The 19,295-nt window shown below is 61.7% G+C and carries 16 protein-coding genes; 7 read left to right on the plus strand and 9 right to left on the minus strand.

What is annotated here, in order from left to right:
• Positions 1 to 23: 23 nt before the first annotated feature.
• From M8997_RS00295 to M8997_RS00315, 5 genes are all read right to left on the minus strand, one after another.
• Complete coding sequence (locus tag M8997_RS00295) at positions 24 to 1,883, minus strand: 5'-nucleotidase C-terminal domain-containing protein (protein ID WP_371929501.1); 1,860 nt, start codon at positions 1,881 to 1,883, stop codon at positions 24 to 26.
• A 139-nt stretch (positions 1,884 to 2,022) separates the two neighbouring features.
• Positions 2,023 to 2,412, minus strand: a complete 390-nt coding sequence (locus M8997_RS00300) for a hypothetical protein (RefSeq protein WP_250018365.1) — start codon at positions 2,410 to 2,412, stop codon at positions 2,023 to 2,025.
• A gap of 209 nt (positions 2,413 to 2,621) precedes the next feature.
• On the minus strand, positions 2,622 to 4,067 hold the full coding sequence (locus M8997_RS00305) for a homospermidine synthase (RefSeq protein WP_250018367.1): 1,446 nt from the start codon (positions 4,065 to 4,067) through the stop codon (positions 2,622 to 2,624).
• Positions 4,068 to 4,349: 282 nt separating this feature from the next.
• Positions 4,350 to 5,249, minus strand: coding sequence for a DUF3445 domain-containing protein (locus tag M8997_RS00310; protein ID WP_250018368.1), 900 nt, complete (start codon positions 5,247 to 5,249; stop codon positions 4,350 to 4,352).
• The gene (locus M8997_RS00315) at positions 5,249 to 7,105 is read right to left on the minus strand and encodes a M3 family oligoendopeptidase (protein WP_250018374.1); all 1,857 of its coding nucleotides are present in this window, start codon (positions 7,103 to 7,105) and stop codon (positions 5,249 to 5,251) included. The genes M8997_RS00310 and M8997_RS00315 overlap by 1 nt, the downstream gene beginning before the upstream one ends.
• Positions 7,106 to 7,510: 405 nt before the next feature.
• Between M8997_RS00315 and M8997_RS00320 the strand changes: the two genes are divergently transcribed.
• Complete coding sequence (locus tag M8997_RS00320; RefSeq protein ID WP_250018565.1) at positions 7,511 to 9,415, plus strand: DUF882 domain-containing protein; 1,905 nt, start codon at positions 7,511 to 7,513, stop codon at positions 9,413 to 9,415.
• A 102-nt stretch (positions 9,416 to 9,517) separates the two neighbouring features.
• Here the strand turns inward: M8997_RS00320 and M8997_RS00325 are convergent, their stop codons facing one another.
• Positions 9,518 to 10,156, minus strand: coding sequence for a 2-dehydro-3-deoxy-phosphogluconate aldolase (locus M8997_RS00325; protein WP_250018376.1), 639 nt, complete (start codon positions 10,154 to 10,156; stop codon positions 9,518 to 9,520).
• A 190-nt stretch (positions 10,157 to 10,346) separates the two neighbouring features.
• On the opposite strand from M8997_RS00325, the gene M8997_RS00330 reads away from it, so the two are divergent.
• Both M8997_RS00330 and M8997_RS00335 read left to right on the plus strand, forming a co-directional pair.
• Positions 10,347 to 11,276, plus strand: a complete 930-nt coding sequence (locus M8997_RS00330; RefSeq protein WP_250018377.1) for a rhodanese-related sulfurtransferase — start codon at positions 10,347 to 10,349, stop codon at positions 11,274 to 11,276.
• Between the two features lie 96 nt (positions 11,277 to 11,372).
• Entirely contained in the window at positions 11,373 to 12,083 is a 711-nt protein-coding gene (locus M8997_RS00335) for a tellurite resistance TerB family protein (protein ID WP_250018379.1), read from the plus strand.
• Positions 12,084 to 12,131: 48 nt separating this feature from the next.
• On the opposite strand, the gene M8997_RS00340 is transcribed toward M8997_RS00335, so the two are convergent.
• Complete coding sequence (locus M8997_RS00340; protein WP_250018381.1) at positions 12,132 to 13,301, minus strand: pyridoxal phosphate-dependent aminotransferase; 1,170 nt, start codon at positions 13,299 to 13,301, stop codon at positions 12,132 to 12,134.
• Positions 13,302 to 13,389: 88 nt separating this feature from the next.
• On the opposite strand from M8997_RS00340, the gene M8997_RS00345 reads away from it, so the two are divergent.
• Both M8997_RS00345 and M8997_RS00350 read left to right on the plus strand, forming a co-directional pair.
• On the plus strand, positions 13,390 to 14,076 hold the full coding sequence (locus tag M8997_RS00345; protein ID WP_250018383.1) for a GNAT family N-acetyltransferase: 687 nt from the start codon (positions 13,390 to 13,392) through the stop codon (positions 14,074 to 14,076).
• A 113-nt stretch (positions 14,077 to 14,189) separates the two neighbouring features.
• On the plus strand, positions 14,190 to 14,672 hold the full coding sequence (locus M8997_RS00350; protein ID WP_250018385.1) for a class I SAM-dependent methyltransferase: 483 nt from the start codon (positions 14,190 to 14,192) through the stop codon (positions 14,670 to 14,672).
• Positions 14,673 to 14,695: 23 nt separating this feature from the next.
• On the opposite strand, the gene M8997_RS00355 is transcribed toward M8997_RS00350, so the two are convergent.
• Positions 14,696 to 16,396, minus strand: a complete 1,701-nt coding sequence (locus M8997_RS00355; protein WP_371929463.1) for an adenylate/guanylate cyclase domain-containing protein — start codon at positions 16,394 to 16,396, stop codon at positions 14,696 to 14,698.
• Positions 16,397 to 16,546: 150 nt separating this feature from the next.
• Between M8997_RS00355 and M8997_RS00360 the strand changes: the two genes are divergently transcribed.
• Positions 16,547 to 17,647 carry a glycosyltransferase family 4 protein gene (locus tag M8997_RS00360; RefSeq protein ID WP_250018389.1) on the plus strand — a complete coding sequence of 367 codons (1,101 nt, stop codon included), beginning with the start codon at positions 16,547 to 16,549 and terminating at the stop codon, positions 17,645 to 17,647.
• Positions 17,637 to 18,407, plus strand: a complete 771-nt coding sequence (locus tag M8997_RS00365) for a polysaccharide deacetylase family protein (RefSeq protein ID WP_250018392.1) — start codon at positions 17,637 to 17,639, stop codon at positions 18,405 to 18,407. Before M8997_RS00360 ends, M8997_RS00365 begins: the two co-directional genes overlap by 11 nt.
• On the opposite strand, the gene M8997_RS00370 is transcribed toward M8997_RS00365, so the two are convergent.
• On the minus strand, positions 18,389 to 19,219 hold the full coding sequence (locus M8997_RS00370) for an MBL fold metallo-hydrolase (protein ID WP_250018394.1): 831 nt from the start codon (positions 19,217 to 19,219) through the stop codon (positions 18,389 to 18,391). The genes M8997_RS00365 and M8997_RS00370 overlap by 19 nt on opposite strands.
• Positions 19,220 to 19,295: the final 76 nt, after the last annotated feature.

Here is a 19,295-nt window from a genome sequence, read left to right on the forward strand (position 1 = left end):
AACGATAGAAGCCAGGCCCGTGGCTAGGTCGCGGGAACCTTCATTTCCGCGCCGATCGGCAACTTCATGACCGGCATGCCGGGATTGGCCTCGGAAAGACGTTTCCAGTCGCTGCCCTTGCCGTAAAGCTGCTCCGCAATATCCCAGAAATTGTCGCCGCGTTTGATGACATAGGTCGCGGGCGTCGACTTTGCGGGTTCCGTCGCCGGCTTGGCGGTTTCGCCGGTCCCTGCGGATGGCGCAGTTGTCGTCGATGCAGCGGCCGCCGTCACTCCAGCCGCCACGATCCGCCCGTCCGTATAGGGCTTATAGGGACTATGCTGGGCAAAATATTCCGCCAGAACCTCTTCCAGGCCCGGGCCATAATCATAGGCGTTGAGGCCATTGGTCGCGAAGATCTTGTAGCCATCGCCGCCGGCGCGCATGTAATTGTTCGACACGACGCCATAGGTCGCGGCCGGATCGATCGGCCGGTAGGCCTCGCCCTGCAAAACCTCGACGTTCGAGATGCGGCCATCGACGGGTTTCGACAGGTCGTAACTATATTTCAGGCCCGCCACCTGCGGAAAGCGGCCCGCTCCCTTTTCGATCTGGCTGACGCCATTCTCAAGCGCGGTGACGATATCCGAACCGCGCAGCTGGAACGTGGCGAGCGTATTCTGGAATGGCAGGACCTCGAGGACTTCGCCCATAGTCACATCGCCGGCATCGATCGAGGCGCGCAGCCCGCCGCCATTGATGATTGCGATGGTGACGCCTTGCGCCCTTACCCGCTCCAGCATCGCGTCGGCGACGAGATTGCCCATGCTGCATTCCTTGATGCGGCAGACCTCGCGCGCCGCCTCGATGGGCGCCGTTGCCTCGCCGACGCGGCGCGCCTTGAGTTCCTCGATCGGCTTGGCAAGTTCCTTGATCCGCTCTGCGATAGCCGCATCCGGTTTTACGGACGAATCGAGCAGGATCGGCGCACCTTCGCTCGCGGTGACATTGCCGTCATCGTCGAATGTAACTTTCAACTCGCCGAGATATTTCGAATAGGACTTCGCCTGGACTATGGGCACGTCGCGGCCCGATGGTCCCTTCACCAGTGTCGGGTAGGGGCCGGCCGCCTCCGGATCGGTGTTCGACAGCAGCGTGTGGCTGTGGCCGCCGACGATCACGTCGATTCCATCGACTTTCTCGGCGATCTCCTTGTCCTTGACATAGCCGACATGGGTGAGCGCAATGATCTTGTTGGCGCCTTCGGCCTTGACCGCTTCGACCTGCCTGGCCAGCGCCTCGATCTCGTCGGAGAATTTGATCGTCGGCCCGGGCGTCGAAATTTCGGCTGTATCGACCGTAACGGCCGAGATCACGGCAATCTTCTGCCCGCCTATCGCCTTGATGAGGAACGGCTTGTACTTGCCGGCGATGGGCGCGGCCGCATCAGCTTGCGTATTGGCGGAGATCACCGGCAGCTTGATCCTGTCGAGGAAATTGCCGAGCGTTTCCGGTCCGCCGTCGAATTCGTGATTGCCGAGCGCCATGGCGTCGAAGCCGATGGCATTCATGAATTCCGCCGTGTCCTCGCCCTTATAGGTCGTATAGAACAGCGAGCCCTGGAACTCGTCGCCGGCGTCGAGAACGATGACATTGCCGCCATTCTGCGAGAGTGCCGCACGCCGCTCATCGATCTTGGCCTTGACGCGGGCAATGCCGCCAAAGCACTCGTTCTTGCTCTCTTCTTCAGTGGAGCAGGTGGAATCATATTTGTTGATCGCTTCGACACGCGAATGCTGATCGTTGATGTGAAGAATATTCAACGTGTAATCCGCCATGGCGGCGGTGCTTACACCAAGGCTGGCACCAAGGGCCGTGGCGGCGAGAAAGAAGCTGCGTAGCATGCCCGACATAGTCAATTGCTCCTCAAATGAATTCGTCGCCGGCAGCACCCGCCGGAAGCGCCGCTCATGGGCGCATCCGCATGCTTTCACCAGTTTTTCGACGATGCAAGAGAGGAGAGGGCGTACCCTCTGTTTTCAGCTAGGCCTGGCCTTGACGGCGCGTCAGTGAGAACTGCTGCCCGGTCGACGAGGTGCAGTTCAACTGGCCGCCGCTGACGAGCGCGCAATTGACCTTGGAGTGGGTTCCACGGGCGAGGGAGCGCAGGTCGATCTCGATGAGATTGGCCGAAACCTGCCTGTAATTGCCCTCGGCAAGCTTCTCCTTGGTGTCGTTGGCGCGGGTTTCGAATACGCCGCCATTGAAGTTGGAGAAGGCGACGCCGGATGTGTCGAACCATTGTCCCTGGACGGCGTCGGCTGGGCGGGAAACGACGGCCGCGCCGCCATCTTGTATCGGTCCGCTGCTCATGCAACCAGCGAGTGCGAGTGTGACTGCGGCTGAACCGGCGGCGAGGGATAAACGTTTCATATCTGTCTCCCGAGATTGTGACCTATTAAATGCCGTGGAAATCCAGCAAAAACAAGAATTAAGTTTGTTTGCAATGTTGAATCACCGTGGCGGATGCCGCTCGTGGGGGCACTGGCCCTGGGGCGATCGATGCAACATTCCGGGCCGGGCGGAACCGGCAATGCGGCTGCGGAGGCGGCATGTGAGCCGCCTCCGGCGATGATTTCGCCCTAGTGGACGAGGATATTGCGGAACTGCCAGGGATCGCTCGCGTCGATATCTTCCTTGAAGAGGCCGGGGCGATTCTCCAGCGGCGTCCAATCGGTGTAATGGCCGCGCAATGGCCCGAGATAGGGCGTCTGCACCTCGAGGCAGCGGCGGAAGTCCATTTCGTCGGTTTCGACGATCCCGGCTTCCGGGTTCTCCAGGGCCCAGACCATGCCGGCGAGGACGGCGGAGCTTACCTGAAGCCCGGTGGCGTTCTGATAGGGAGCAAGCTTGCGCGCTTCCTCGATCGTCAGCTGCGAGCCGTACCAATAGGCATTCTTGTCATGCCCGTAGAGCAATACGCCGAGTTCGTCGGCGCCGTCGACGATTTCGGATTCCTCCAGCACGTGCATCTCCCTTTGCGGCTTGCCCGCGGCGCCGAACATTTCGTCGAGCGAGAGCGTCGCCACATTGGCGGGATGATAGGCATAGTGACAGGTGGGCCGATAGCTCACCTTGCCCTTCTTGTCATGGGCGGTGAAGAAATCCGCGATCGAAATGGATTCATTGTGGGTGACGAGAAGGCCGAACTGCGCCCCTTCGGTGGGGCACCAGGTGCGGATACGCGTATCGGCGCCGGGTTGTTCGATGAAGATGGCGGCCTTGTTGCCCTTCTTCTGCTTCCGGGCGTTGCGCGGCATCCATTTCTCGTGGGTGCCCCAGCCAAGCTCGGCCGGCTGCAGGCCTTCGGATATGAAGCCTTCCACCGACCAGGTGTTCCAGAAAACGCCGAAAGGCTTCGGGTCCCTGGCGCGCTGCGTGTCGCGCTCGGCAATGTGGATGCCCTTGACGCCGACGCGCTTCATGAGCTTGGCCCAGCCCTGGCGGTCTGCGCGCTCCGGCTCGGTGTGCTCGATATCGAGATCGCGGGCGAGGTCCAGCAAGGCGCGCTTCACGAACCAGGAGACCATGCCGGGATTGGCGCCGCAGCACGACACGGCGGTCGGTCCGCCGGGATGCTTCTTGCGCTCCGCCAGCAGCGTCTGGCGCAAGGCATAATTCGTCCGGTCGGCATTGTCGACATCGTCGGCATAGTAGAAACCGGCCCACGGCTCGATGACCGTATCGATATAAAGCGCACCGGCCTTTCGGCACAGATGCATGATATCGATCGAGGACGTATCGACCGAGAGGTTGACGCAGAATCCCTGGCCGCCGCCTTCGGTGAGGAGGGGCTTGAGCAGCGTCTTGTAATTCTCCTTCGTCACCGCCTCCTGAATGAAGCGTATGCCGCGTTCATCGAGCAATTTCTTGTTGGCGTCGCTGGGATCGATGACCACCAGCCGGGACTTATCATATTTGAAGTGGCGTTCTATCAGGGGCAGGGTACCCCGACCGATGGATCCAAAGCCGATCATCACGATCGGACCGGTGATTTCTCCATGTACAGGCCATTTAGCCTTCGCCATTTTTTGCGTGCTCCTAATTTTCATCTCCATCATTGAGGACGGCGGCTCGGCCGCTATGGAGAAACCATAGAGCATAGTGATGACAAAGAGCAAACAACCCTTTGGCGAGAAAGGAAGAAATTCATGATATTGTTAACTTCGAGAGGCCGGGAAGAATAGCCGGCGCGATGTTTTTGGCGCTGCTTCACGGGCGCAGCGCAATAATTCTAGCCAATACATGCGGGACATTCAGGTCGGCGGCCGAGCCGTCGGCACTTATTCAGCCTCCAAACGGAGTGCTACTTAGAACTTCTCAAGAGCCTGGATCAACCTTTCGCGGACCGCCATGATGCCCTTGTAATTGGCTTGATCGGCGTTCAATTCCGCAAGTTCGCGGCAGAACGCCTGTGCCAGCGGCCTGCTCTGCGGATGTTTCTTCAGGGCTTCGAGCGGATCGAGGTGAATCCTGATCGTGAACAGGATGTCGCCCGTCCGCGGCAGCTTGCGCAGGGTCTGGCGTTCCACCCGGACATGGGTCTGCTCGACCATGTCGCGGTCGGTATAGCGTGCGCCCTTCTGGTTGCTGGCGAGTGGGTGGTACAATTCGCCGTCCGGCTGCAATGACCAGTTGAAGCGATAGACCGAACGATCGGGGCGAAGATTGTCGAACATGCGGGTGATAAGGCCGGCATTGCGGGTCCCGGCGCTGAAATCCGGCACCGGCGCATGGATTTCGTCCATGGAACGGCCGAATTTCTCCAGAAGCGTCCACGATGAGGGGAAAGACAGCGACGCCGCGGCGAGGTGCCAGCCGCGCCGCTCGTCCTTGCGCATCAGAACGAGATCTTCCTGAACGAGGCTCGCAGCCTTGTGCAGGATCGATGCCGCGGGCCCGTCCAGGTCGACAGCCTCGGCGCCGCCGGCGATACGGATGACGTTGCCTGATCTCGTATAGACCTGCGGAAAATGCGCCGGGAGATGCTCGACGAGAAGGTCCAGAACTTCCTGCTGGCCTGCCTGACTGCCTTCTTCCTCCACGACGATGCGATCCCCGTGGAGCTTGAGCAGGCGGGCCTTCTCGGCCAGATGCACCGGCAGAAGTTCGTCCACCTCGATCCAGTCGATGAGGTCGAGCTGGTGCAGGCCGATGGTAAAGGGCTTGGCCGAGCCGTCATAGGGAGTATGGGCCGGAATTACGCGCATCAGGCAGCGTCCATTGCCTCCAGCTCGTCGATTATGCCCTCGATGACCGAAAGGCCCTTGTGCCAGAACGCCGGATCGGTCGCATCGAGGCCGAAGGGCTGCAGCAGCTCCGAATGATGTTTCGTGCCGCCGGCCTTCAGCATGTCGAAATATTTCTGCTGAAATCCCGCCTCGGCGTTCTGGTAGACCGCATAGAGCGAGTTCACCAGGCAATCGCCGAATGCGTAGGCATAGACGTAGAATGGCGAGTGGATGAAGTGCGGGATATAGGTCCAGAAGGTCTCGTAGCCCGGCCCGAAGCGCACCGCCGGTCCCAGGCTTTCCTTCTGCACATCGAGCCAGATCTCGCCTATCCTGTCGGAGGTCAGCTCGCCATTGCTGCGTTCCGTGTGCACCCGGCGCTCGAACTGGTAGAAGGCGATCTGGCGGACGACCGTATTGATCATGTCTTCCGCCTTCTGCGCCAGCATCGCCTTGCGCTCGCGCTTGTCGCGCGTCTTTTCCAGCAGGGAGCGGAAAGTCAGCATCTCGCCAAAGACAGATGCGGTTTCGGCCAGCGTCAGCGGCGTCGAGGCCATCAGCGCGCCTTGGCCGCCGGCGAGCACCTGATGCACGCCGTGCCCGAGTTCATGGGCAAGAGTCATCACGTCGCGCGGCTTGCCCATATAGTTCAACAGCACATAGGGATGGGCCGAGGGCACGGTGGGATGGGCGAAGGCGCCCGGCGACTTGCCCGGCCGTGTCGGTGCATCGATCCAGTTGCGGTCGAAGAAGCGCTGGGCGATGTCGGCCATCTCGGGGGCGAAGCCGCTATAGGCGGAAAGCACCGTCTCCCGCGCCTCATGCCATGGTATCAGGGCCTGCGGCGTTTCAGGCAGCGGCGCGTTGCGATCCCAGCTGTTCAGATATTCGAGGCCGAGCCACCGGGCCTTCATGGCATAATAGCGGTGCGACAGGCGCGGATAGGCGGCGCGGACGGCTTCACTGAGCGCATCGACGACTTCCCGCTCGACGCGGTTCGCCAGATGCCGGCTGTCGGCAATGTCCTCGAAGCCACGCCAGCGGTCGGATATTTCCCGGTCCTTGGCGAGCGTATTGGTGATCAGCGTGAATATCCGCACATTGTCCTTGAACGTCTTCGCCAGCGCCTCCGATGCCGCCTTGCGGCTGGCTGGGTTTGCCTCCTGAAGCAGGTTCAGCGTCGGTTCCAGCGCAAGCTCCTCGCCATCCACTTCGAAGCGCAGCGAGGTCATGGTTTCGTCGAAGAGGCGGTTCCATGCACCGCGGCCCGTCACCGACTTTTCGTGGAAGAGCTGCTCCAGCCTGTCATCCAGCTGATAGGGCTTGTCCTTGCGCAGGTCGATCAGCCAGGGCCGGTAATGGGCGATTGCCGGGTTTTCTGCCATTGCCCGCTCAAGCACATCGTCGTCGATCCGGTTCAATTCCAGGCCGTAGAAGATGAGATGGGTGCTGGCATCGGTCATCTTCTGCTGGATGTCGCCATAGAGCTTGGCATTCTTCGCATCGGACGTGTCGCCGGCATAGACGAGGCCGGCATAGGAAACGATCTTTCCGACCAGTTCCTCGATAGCCTCGAATTCGCTGATCGACACGGCAAGATCGCCGCCCGCAGCCTTGGCGGCTTCCTGCGCCAACGTGCCTTTCCAGCGTGTCTCGAAAGCCTGGGCGAGATCGAGAGCCTTTTTCAGGTCCTGCTTCAGTTCGCTGCTTTCCGCCGAGGGGTAGAGATCGGCCAGGTTCCATTCGGGGAGGGCGCCGAGGCCGGCGTCGTTCTTGACGGCAGCCGATGCGACCTGCGCTGCTCCGGCCGGCTGGTAAAAGGGGAAATTGTTCATGATAATTGCTCGCTCAGATCTCGTCGCTGTAAGGAATGGTCAGTGCAATGTGGCCCACGTCTGAAGGTGGCGAATCACGGCCGCGATCCGCGCCTCGTCAACATAGGTGCCTGCGGCGGCAGGTTCCAGCCTGCCGTGGCGCGTGGACGTCACATTCCTGACTCCTGCCCTGATTGCGCCATCCTTGGGGTATTTCCGTAATAGTGGGTGGATTCCTGTGCAAAAACAGCTTATTCATGCGTTAACCACCCGTTGACCATGTTTGGAATCTGCTGATTCAGTTCAGTTTTCTGCCATGCTCTCAACGTATTTGATGTTCAATAAGTGACCATTAACCATTAAATCGGACAATTCGGCTATTCGGGGGCTGAAAATCGGTCAAGGTTGGGACGAAATTTGTCAAATGTGCTTCATGTAAAGAACGGTAAGTCGGCGGGTCTTCTCAACCGCACTGCCTGGGCTGCATTCGTGATTGCCCTGACGGCCATGTTTTTCGCTTCGGCCCCGGCATCGGCCGAAACGAGGACATTGAAGCTCTATTACATCCACACCAAGGAACGGGCCGAAATCACGTTCAAGAGGAACGGCCGTTTCCAGCAGGACGGGCTCAACAAGCTCAACAAGTTTCTGCGCGACTGGCGGCGCAACGAGCCGACCAAGATGGATCCGCGCCTCTTCGACCTCGTCTGGCAGGTCTACCAGAAGGTAGGCGGCCGCGATTACATCCATGTCGTGTCGGCCTATCGCTCCCCGGCAACCAATTCGATGCTGCGCTCGCGCTCGCGCGGCGTTGCCAAGTCCAGCCAGCACATGCTCGGCAAGGCCATGGACTGGTATCTGCCGGGCGTGAAACTATCGACGCTGCGCGCGACGGCATTGCGGTTCGAGGCTGGCGGCGTTGGCTATTACCCGACCTCCGGTTCGCCCTTCATCCACACGGATGTCGGCAATGTGCGCCATTGGCCGCGCATGAGCCGCCGCGAACTGCTCGCGGTGTTCCCGGATGGCAAGACGATCCACGTGCCTTCCGATGGCAAGCCATTGCCCGGTTATGAACAGGCCGTTGCCGCCTATGAATCGCGCAAGCGCAACGGTGGCTCAATACAGATAGCAAGCTCGGGTTCCTCCCGCCGCGGCAAATCGCTGTTCGGCATGCTCTTTGGCGGCGGCGCCGACGAGGAAGAGGATTCCAGCGAAAGCTCGGTAACGGTCGCTTCGGCGCCCAAGCCGACGCGTGCGGTCGCGTCCGCTCCGGCTGCAAAGGCCGAGCAAGCGCCGCCTGCCCGGGCACCGGAACCCGCAGCTGCACCCGCTTTGCCGGTTCGCGATGCACCCGCACCGGTGGAAGCGCCGCGGCCTGAAGCGCCGATGGCCCTGTCGCCCGAAGACAACCAGGCGCTTGCCTTCGCCATTCCGGTTCCCATGCGCCGGCCTGAACATGCGCCGGCGATGCCCGAACCGTCGACGCTGAATGCCCTGGCCGCGGACGATGCAATGCAGATCGCGGCTCTGCCTTCGCCACGGCCGCAGGATAGCGCCAGCGCGATTCAGCAGATGATCGAGGCCAATCCGGCCCCGGAAGTTGCGGAAACCGCGCAGCCGCAAATGGTCAATGCCCTCGTTCCGGTACCCTTCGAGAAGCCGAAGACGGCGCCGAAGCAGAATGACCTGATGGTCGCTTCGGTCGTGCCCACGGCCCGTCCCGTCGCTGCGCCGGCATCGGTCGAAGCTGCGATCGAAGACGGCGGTGTCATCCCCGTGCCGGAGGAAGACGATCTGACGGCGCTGATCAACCAGTCCGACCTCGAGCCAGGTGCGCCTGCCGCCGCCTCAGCCTCGACTGAAGCCTCGACCCCGGGTTCGACCTTGCCGACGCTTCCCGGCGAACGTGGTGGTCGTGTGAAGAAGCAGACCGCCAATGCCGCCGTAGAGGTCGCTTCGGCGTCGCCTCAGCCGTCGCTGCGCCAGACCATGCTTGAAGCCAAGGGCGATCCGGCAGAGCTGTTGAACAGCGGCGTGGTGACGACGGCCAAGGCAGCCAAGCCGCGTCGCCAGTCACAGGAAACGGCGAAGGCCGTGCAGGTGGAGTCGGAGGTGCCGGATCGCGCCCTGTCCAACCAGCAGGTGGCGGAAACCGCGCCCGAGACGACGCCGGCGGTCATCCGCAACCAGACGCTGCGCACCGCTCCGACGACTGTCTATGTCGGAGGGTTCCAGCAAAACCTGCCCGTTGCGAATACCAATCGCTTCACCGGCAAGGCTGTCACCTTCATACAGATCGCCAAGTTCAATCCGTCGCAGGGCTCGTAAAGGCCCTGCACCCGATGCGCCGGCGCGCATAATCAGAATAGTGGAATTGCTACCGGCAGGCCGCGGGCGAGGGAACCTCTTCCGCGGCTTGCTCATATGTGGCTATCGCGCGAGACCGGCGGCCTCTGCGGCCAGTTTCGTGATCGCATCCCATTGGCCGGATTGCACCAGTTCCTCCGGCGCCACCCAGGAGCCGCCAACGCAGACCACGTTTGGCAGATCGAGATACGTCCGGGCATTGGCAGCCGATACGCCTCCGGTGGGGCAGAAACTGGTGCCTGCCAGTGGCGATGACAGCGATTTGAGGAAGGCTGCGCCGCCAGCCTGTTCGGCCGGGAAGAATTTGAGCATGCTGTAGCCGCGTTCGCGCAGGCTCATGATCTCGCCGGGCGTGATCGCGCCGGGAAGCAGCGGCACGGGGCTTGCGTCGGCCGCTTCCAGCAATTGCGGCGTGACACCGGGGCTGACGATGAAGCGCGAGCCGGCATTGGCAGCTTCATCGAACTGCCTGGCATTGAGAATGGTGCCGGCGCCGACGATCGCTTCCGGTACCTGATCAGCCACGGCGCGGATGGCGTCGAGCGCCGCCGGTGTCCGCAAGGTGATTTCGATGGCGGGCAGCCCGCCGGCTGCAAGCGCTCGCGCCAGCGGCACCGCATGGGCCGCATCCTTGATCAGAAGCACGGGAATAACCGGCTGGCCCTTCAGGATGGGTAGCAGCTCTTCGGTTTTCTGGCTCATTGGGCGTCTCCATGTCTTGAGGGTAAAAAGTCTTGAGGGTAAAAAGCCTTGAGGGGCGAAAGTCTCGAGGGGTTGAAACGATTTAGTGGCCGGGGTCCGCTTTGTCTACTGCCGGTTTGGTGTAGCGATGCGCCATTCGCAAGGCAATTCGCTTGAAATTGCCGCAATGCGGCAGTAGTTGATGGCCATCATGACCGATCTGTCCTCAAACTTGCCTTTCAAGGTGGCGGCGCTCTATCGCTTCGCCCGCCTCGCGCATTATGAAACATTGCAGGAGCCACTGGCAAAGCTTTGTTGCCGGAACGGCATCAAGGGAACGCTGCTGCTCGCGGCCGAGGGCATCAATGGCACGGTGGCAGGCTCTGCCCGGGCGATCGCGGAGCTCATCGATTTCCTCGGGAGCGAGCCGGCGCTGGCCGGCATGGAAATCAAATATTCCCATGCGAGCGAGATGCCTTTCAAGCGCATGAAGGTGCGCCTGAAGAAGGAGATCGTCACCATGGGCGTCGATGATATCGATCCGCTGCAGAGCGTCGGCACCTATGTGCCGGCGTCGGACTGGAATGCCCTGATCGCCGATCCGGACACCGTCCTCATCGACACCCGCAATGATTACGAGACGGCTATCGGCACGTTTTCTGGTGCGATCGACCCCAAGACCAAGACGTTCCGCGAATTTCCGCAATGGGTGGAGGAGCACCGGGACGAACTGGAGGGCAAGAAGATCGCGATGTTCTGCACGGGCGGTATCCGCTGCGAGAAGGCGACCGCTTTCGTCAAGGGGCTGGGGTTCGACGACGTGTTTCATCTCAAGGGCGGTATCCTCAAATATCTGGAGGAAGTGCCCGCCGCGGAAAGCCGCTGGGAGGGGGAATGCTTCGTCTTCGACGAGCGCGTCTCCGTCGGTCATGGCCTGATCGAGGGGGAGGCCGAGCTCTGCCATGCCTGCCGCAATCCGATTTCTCCGGACGACAAGCTTTCGCCGCTTTATGCGGAGGGCATTTCCTGCCCCAATTGCTATCATGAGCGCACGGAGGAGGATCGCGCGCGCTTCGCGGAGCGTCAGAAACAGGTGCGGCTCGCAAAGGAGCGCGGTCTGAAGCAGCATATCGGTTCGTGAGCCGACGCCGCCGCAAAAACAGCTGCAGTCATTGCAATGCCGCAAAGGCATCCCTAATTACGGCTGGCACTTCACGCAGCTACGAGGGAGAAATGCATGCTTGACGCGAAGAAAATTCTCACCGATTTCCTGGGAAGCAACATTCCTGGAACAGGGGGCACGGTGCGTGAGACCGCCGGGAAGGCTACTCAGCTCGCCAAGGACAACCCACTGGCGACCGGCGCATTGGCGGCAATTCTCCTCGGGACGGGCACCGGCCGCGAACTGGCAGGCGGTGCATTGAAGCTCGGCGGCCTCGCAGCTGTCGCGGGCCTCGCCTACAAGGCCTATCAGAACTACCAATCCGGCAATGCGCCGGCGGAAGCCGCAAAGGCGCCGATGGATGGCGAGCTTCTGCCGCCGCCGAACGATTCAAGCTTCCATCCGGAAACAGCGCCCCAGGGCGAGCATGAATTTGCCCTTGTGCTGGTGCGCGCCATGATCGCGGCTGCCCGCGCGGACGGCACGGTGGACGATGCCGAGCGGTCGCGCATCATCGATAAATTGTCCCTGTCCGGCATCAACAGCGACACGCAGGAATTCCTCAACCAGGAACTGAGCGCGCCGGTCGATGTGGACAAGCTCGTCGCGGCTGCCGTGACCGACGCGCAAAAGGTCGAACTCTACACCGCCTCGCGTCTCGCCATCGAACCGAAGACGCGGGCCGAGCGCGGCTATCTCGATCTGCTCGCCGGGCGTCTCAAATTGCCCGACAGCCTCATCGATCATATCGAAGCAACGGTTGCCCAGGCCAAGACTGCTGCCTGATCGACCGTTCATTCTGGCAGGCGATCGCCTGCCAGAACCGCCCGCCGCTCAACGGGTCAGGAATTTCTCGATCCTCTCGATTGCGCGCAGGATGTTTTCTTCCGAATTGGCATAGGACAGGCGGATATAGCCTTCCCCGAGGATGCCGAAATCAGGACCGCCGATAAGCGCCACCCCGGCCTGCTCCAACAGGTCCGAAGCCAGTTTCTTGGCCGGCAGGCCAGTCTCCTTGATATTCGGAAAGGCGTAGAACGCGCCCTTGGGCGTCGTGCAGCTGACGCCGGGGAGGCTGTTCAGTCCATCCACGACGATGCCCCTGCGCCTGTCGAAAGCGCGGCACATCTTCTCGACGTCGTCCTGCGGGCCGTCAATGGCCGCGATGCCGGCATACTGGCTCGGTGCATTGACGCAGGACCAGCAATTGACGGCGAGCTTCCGCACCTTGTCGTAAAGACCGTCCGGCCAGATCGACCAGCCCATGCGCCAACCGGTCATGGCCCAGGTCTTCGACCAGCCATTGAGCACGATCAGGCGGTCGCGGATTTCCGGGAAGGTCAGCAACGAACAATGTTCCTCGCCATCATAGGTCATGACGTCGTAGATCTCGTCGGAAAGGATGGCGACGTGGGGATGATCCGCCAGGCCCTTCACCAGCTTCTCGATCTCGGCCTTCGGCGTGACGCCGCCCGTCGGATTGGCCGGCGAGTTGAGAATGAGAAGGCGGGTGGCCGGCGTTATGAGCGCAAGTGTCTCCTCGGCAGAGAATGCGAAGCCGTTTTCCTCGCGAATGGGCACGGGAACGGGTTTCGCGCCGGTGAATTCGATCATCGACCGATAGATCGGAAATCCGGGGTCCGGATAGAGGATTTCGACGCCCGGCTCGCCGAAGCACAATATTGCCGCGAACATGGTGACCTTGCCGCCCGGCACGATCATGATGTTTTCCGGCGACACCTCGACGCCGGTCGTCGTCAGCGTGCGCCGTGCCACGGCTTCCCGCGTGGCCAGGAGGCCGGTGGCGGGCGTATAACCGTGGTGCCCGTCCTTCAACGCCTTGATCGCGGCCTCGACGATGTGATCGGGCGTCCTGAAGTCCGGCTGGCCGATGCCGAGATTGATGATGTCCTTGCCCTGGGCGCCAAGGGCCGAAGCCCGGGCCAGGACGGCGAAAGCGTTTTCCTCACCGATCCGGTCGAAGCCGGATATAGTCCGCAGCATTTTCTTGTCTCACATACAATTTTCGATTTCTGATTTGTGCTTGCCCCGTCGTATGGAGTCAATTCCTGGCAGCTGGACCACATGTGATATGACTGATCTGACACAATGGACGCCGCGTCCGAGGCCCGACCGCGTGACGCTTGATGGCCGCTATGTTCGGCTGGAACCCGTAGATGTGGCCCGGCACGGCCAGGGCCTCTACGAGGCCTCCACGGTGGCGGATGCCGACGACCGTTTCCGCTATCTGTTCGAGACGCCGCCTGCAAATCCCCAGGAGTTCGAAGCCTGGCTGAGCAGGATCGCGGCCAGCGATGACCCGCTGTTCTTCGTCGTCATCGACAAGGCGACGGGCAAGGTGGCGGGCCGGCAGGCGCTGATGCGGATCGACCCGGCCTTCGGCGTCATCGAAATCGGCAATATCTATTGGGGGCCGGCAATCTCGCGCAGGCCGGCCGCGACGGAAGCGCAGTTCCTGTTCATGGAATACATATTCGACCAGCTCGGCTATCGGCGCTATGAATGGAAGTGCAACAATGAGAACGAGCCGTCGAAGCGCGCGGCAGAGCGATTCGGCTTCAGGTTCGAGGGCATTTTCCGCCAGCACATGGTGCAGAAGAGCCGCAATCGCGACAGCGCATGGTTCTCCGTCATCGATGGAGAATGGCCAGAGCTCAAGGCGGCCTATCAGGCATGGCTCGCACCGGGCAATTTCGGCCCGGATGGGCAGCAGCTTCGCAAGCTGGAAGACTTTCGCGCCGTTCTGACGAAAAAGTGAGTGAATTCATGCTGTCCGGCGCATGAATTCGGTGCGCTGCAGTGCTTTTGCGTTCCAATCGGCCCCATTTTGCTCCAATACGGTGCTGTATGGATGAAGTGGAAGCCCGACCAATGAGTCGTCTGGACAGTTTTATTCGCCGCATGACGGCGCAGCGCGATGTTCTCAATCATATTTCCGGTAAAGTTCGAAAGATCGAGGGTCCCATCATCGAATTGGGGCTTGGAAACGGACGGACATTCGACCATCTGCGCGAACTGTTCCCGGATCGGCGGATCATAGCTTTCGACCGGGCCGTTGCGTCCCACAAGAGCTCGACGCCGGACGCGGAAAATCTCGTCATTGGCGAAATCTGCGAAAGCGGCGCCCGGTTCCACGGCATCGACGCCGCGCTCGTTCATGCCGACATAGGCACCGGCTACGACGCGAAGGATGCCGTCACCCTGACATGGCTGCCCGGGCTTGCTGCCCATATGCTTGCGCCCGGCGGTATCGTCGCGAGCGGCCTGCCGCTGGTTCATCCGTGGCTCGAGCAACTGCCGCTGCCATCCAGCGTGAAGGCCGGCCGATATTTTCTGTACCGGCGGACGTCCTAGTCAAAAATCAGGCTAGTCAAAAATCAGGCGAAACGCCCGACCGTCTCCTGCGGCACGACATAGGCGCGCAGCGGCTCTGCACGGCCACGGACATTGATCTCGCGGCTTTCGAGATCGGTCATGTCGCTGGCGGCCAGCCTGACCGTGGGCTCGGAGACGACCAGCGTCACGTCAAGCTCCTTGGCCACGGCCTCCAGCCGGCTCGCGACATTGACCGTATCGCCGATCGCCGTCAGGTTCTTGACGTTGCCATGGCCCATCGTGCCGACGATCGCGGTTCCCGTGTGAATGCCGATGGCGACCCGCAAGGGCACGCCGAGATCGGGAGCCAGTTCCTTGCTGAGCTGCTCGATCTGCCGCGCGATGAGAGCAGATGCGCGCAGAGCGCTGCGGCAGGCGGCATCCATGGTGCCGCGAAGCCCGAAGAGCGCCATGGCGCCGTCGCCGATGAACTTGTCTACCCGACCGCCCGACTGTTCGACTGCGTGGCCGACGATGGCGAAATAGCGATTGAGCAGGAACACGATGTCGAACGGCAATTGCGCCTCGGTGAGCGCGGTGAAATTGCGGATATCGCAGAACAGCACGACGATTTCCTGCTCCCGCCCCGGATTGGCCTCCTGCGTGCCCGGAGGCAGATTGGCTTCGAGGGCAGGGGCAAGCAGCGGAACAATGCTGATATCGCTCTGTGGCCTGAGCTGGCACGCAAGGCGGACGTCGGCGTCGGCGTTGATGCGGCGAAGTGTATTGCGTTCCGTCGCATCCGGTGCGGGCAGGTCCTCCGCGCCTTCGATGACCAGCACGCGGCAGGTGGAGCAGCGTCCCTTGCCGCCGCAGACCGCATAATGGGGGATGCCGCCAAGGCGGCTCGCCTCAAGGACACTGAAGCCGCGGGGAACCCGTACCGTCTGGCCTTCCGGATAGCGAATGGCGATCTGGTCGGCACGCTCCCGCCATCGGCGATAGGATCGTAGAGCCACCACGCCGATCAGCATCGAGCCGAAACCACCATAAAGGGCATATCTGACGTGATCGACCGTTTGCTGCGCCGCGAGATCTTGGGCCAGACGGTGCTTGGCGGCGCCATAGCCGCTGCCAAAGCTGGATTGCACAGGTTCGCTTGCCAGGACGCGGCCGGCATCGGCGAAACCCAGCAAGGCGAGGACCGGCGCGAGGATGGCAATCGTCAGCAGGAAGGGCGCGGCCGCGGCGTACCACTGGCGATAGCGCAACCAGAAATGGACGCCGATGCAGCCATGGATCCATACGATGACGAGCGTGATCGCCTGTTTCACGCCATTGGCGGGAGATTCGATCCACAGGCTGCGGATGACGAACTCGTAATTGTCGTTGAGACCGGCAATCTCGTGCCGGAGGCGGGTCCCGACCACATGCTCGATCAACAGCAGCGGAATCAGAAGCCCCAGCACTATCTGCACGGCCTCGCGCGGCGGCATGACCAAGGTGCGGCGGGCATAGATCGCCCGCATTACCAGCACGACATGGACGAGGGCGGCGCCATAGAGCAACAGCGTGCCGAGAGGGTTGCGCCAGATCAGAAGAAACCAGTCGCGACCGTGTTCGGCGGCTTTCAGGGAAACGAGGTTCAGCGCGTGGTTGGAGAGGTGCAAGGCCACGAAAACGAGCATGATCAGGCCCGTGATCAACCGCATGCGGCGTAGGGAGCGTTCCGAAAAGAGCGGTCGGGTTTTGCTGTCGGTCATATAAGCCAAAGAATTTCGTCGGGTCAGCTTAGTCGAGGGTCGATGATTTGGCGAGGCGAAGTTGTTACAGGTTGGGCTCGGCGAGCGGCTTGTGAACAAAAGCGCGTTACCCCATTGTGCATCGACTTTCCCTGCGTCACAGAGACGGACATGCGCATTGCCTTTTACGCCCCGCTGAAATCTCCGAACCACCCGGTTCCCTCCGGTGACCGGCAGATGGCGCGACTGTTGATGAAGGCGCTGCGCAGCGCTGGTCATCATGTCGAGCTCGTATCGGAGCTGCGCAGCTTCTCCGCCACGCCGGACGCCGATATGCGGCGCGATATTGCCGCCAGGGCCGACGCCGAAAGGTCGCGTCTTGCGGCCAGCTGGCGTCAGGGGGGCATGCCGGACGTCTGGTTTACCTATCACCCGTATTACAAGGCCCCCGACCTGATCGGTCCGCCGCTCGCGCAGGCGCTCGGCATCGTCTATGTAACGGCCGAGGCCTCATACTCCGAAAGGCGCAATGATGGCGGCTGGCGTGAGCTTCAGGCCTCGGTGAGGCAGGCGGTAGGCCTTGCCGCGCTCAATTTGTGCTTCACGGCACGCGACCTGCGCGGGCTGGCGGAAGCGGTAACCGGGGCAAGGACGGCCCGGCTGCTTCCCTTCATCGATATTGCTCCGTTTTCAGATGCCGGAGGGATCGGTGACCCGCGCCGGCTGGTCACCGTGGCCATGATGCGTTCCGGCGACAAGCTGGAAAGCTATACGCGGCTGGCGAGCGCGCTCCAGTTGATCGAAAACCGCCCGTGGCGGCTGTCGGTCATCGGCGATGGTCCGCAGCGGGCGGCGGTCGAGGCGATGTTCGCTCGGTTCGAGCCCGGCAGGATCGAATGGCGCGGCGAGTTGGGACAGGAAGAACTGATCGGCGCGCTCGCCGGCAGCGGGCTCTATGTCTGGCCGGGCGTCGGAGAGGCCTATGGCATAGCCTATCTCGAAGCGCAGGCGGCGGGGCTTCCAGTCATCGCCCAGTCTGTCGCCGGCGTGCCGGAGGTCGTTGTCGACGGCCAGACCGGCCGTCTGACGGCGGATGGCGATACGGGCGCCTATGCGGCGGCGATTGCGGCCCTCCTGGACGATCCCGCCGAACATGCGGCCATGAGCAAGACGGCGCGCCATTTCGTGGCGACGGAACGCTCGCTTGAAGTGGCTGCAAAACGATTGGACCAACTGCTGCAATCCCTGATAGGCGATAAGAATGATGGATGACGATATCTGGCTGCCGCTGCGCCATGAGCTGGAGCGTTGGAAGAAGGCGAAGCTCCGGCCCCTTTTCTGGCTGCGGGATGACGATGCCGTCGAGCCGACGCCGGCGCTGGATCGATTGCTGGCGCTGACAAAGGCCCATGCCGTGCCGGTCGCTCTCGCGGTCATCCCCGCAGGCGCCGGCAAGGCGCTCGCGGCGAGGCTGGAAGAGGCGCCGAATGCGACCGCAGTGGTGCATGGCTGGTCGCATGCCAACCATGCGGCAGCGGGCGAGAAGAAGCAGGAGCTTGGTGCCCATCGGCCGGTGGACGAAGTCACCTGGGAACTGCGGCAGGGTGTTGCGCGCTGCGCCGAGCTTTTCCCGGGCAATTTCGCGCCGGTTCTGGTGCCGCCATGGAACAGGATCGACGGAAATCTGATCCGCTGTCTTCCCGGGCTGGGTTTCAAGGCGCTGTCCGTGTTCGGGGCTGCCAATGCCGCGAACGGGGAAATTCTGCCGCATATCAATACGCATGTGGACCTGATGGATTGGCACGGCACGCGCGGCGGCCGTCCTCACGGCGAATTGGTCGCGGCCATCGTCGAGCAGATGCAGCTGCGCTACGAGGCGGGGGGCGGGGCGATCGGCATCCTCACGCACCATCTCGTCCATGATGAAGGCGCCTGGACATTCCTGGAGCGTCTGTTCTCCATCACCGCGAATGACGAGGGCAATGACTGGGCCTCGATCAGTGACCTGATGGTTCAGAGATCGATGACCTGAAAGTCGCGCGCGGCGAAGGCGCCGCCGAAACGTTCCTGCGATCGCTTTTCGAATTCGTCCAGCGATTTGTCGGTTCTTGACGGCGCGTGGTGGAAAAGGGCGAAGCCGCCGATATTGGCGGCGGCGGCAAGCTGGACGCCGTGCTGCCAGGTGGAATGGCCGTAGCCGAAGCGGCGCGGCATCTCATCTTCCGTATAGGTGCAATCGTAGACGACGAGCTGTGCGCCCTCGATCAGCTTCATCACCACGGGATCGAGCTTGCCTTTTTCGTGCTCGGTATCGAAGATGAGCGCCAGAACCTTTCCCGCCCATTCGATCCTGTAGCCGACGCAGCCGCCGGGATGATTGAGCCGATCGGTGATGATACGGACGCCGGGATAGGGCTCCAGCACATCCAGCGGGCGGAAATCGCTGAAATTCAGGCAAGCCTTGCAGATGTCGGGTTCCACCGGGAACCAAGGCGGCCGCATGAACTGCCGCACCATCTCCGCGGTACTCATGATGCCCGCCATATGGCCGGACCACAGCCGGACACTCATTTTCGGGTCATAAAGCGGCGTGAAGTAGGGCAGGCCGATAATATGGTCGTAATGGCAATGGGTATAGAAAATGTCGATGCTCTCGACGCCCTCGCGCGTCAATGCCTCGCCGGCCTGCCGAATGCCCGATCCGGTGTCGAATATGAGGCGATGTTTGCCGCACTGTACCTCGATACAGACAGTATTGCCGCCATATTTATGGAATTCCGGCCCCGATACGGCAACGCTGCCTCGTGTGCCCCAGAATTTTACCCGAAATAAGTCCTCGTCCATTACACTCTTTGCACCCGGTCCCCATTTTTCGACCATCGTAATCAAACGGCATCCGATATGCGAGGCTTGGATTTCG

Origin of the sequence: Phyllobacterium sp. 21LDTY02-6, from assembly GCF_023554255.2 — a bacterium.
In the GTDB taxonomy this organism is placed as follows: domain Bacteria; phylum Pseudomonadota; class Alphaproteobacteria; order Rhizobiales; family Rhizobiaceae; genus Phyllobacterium.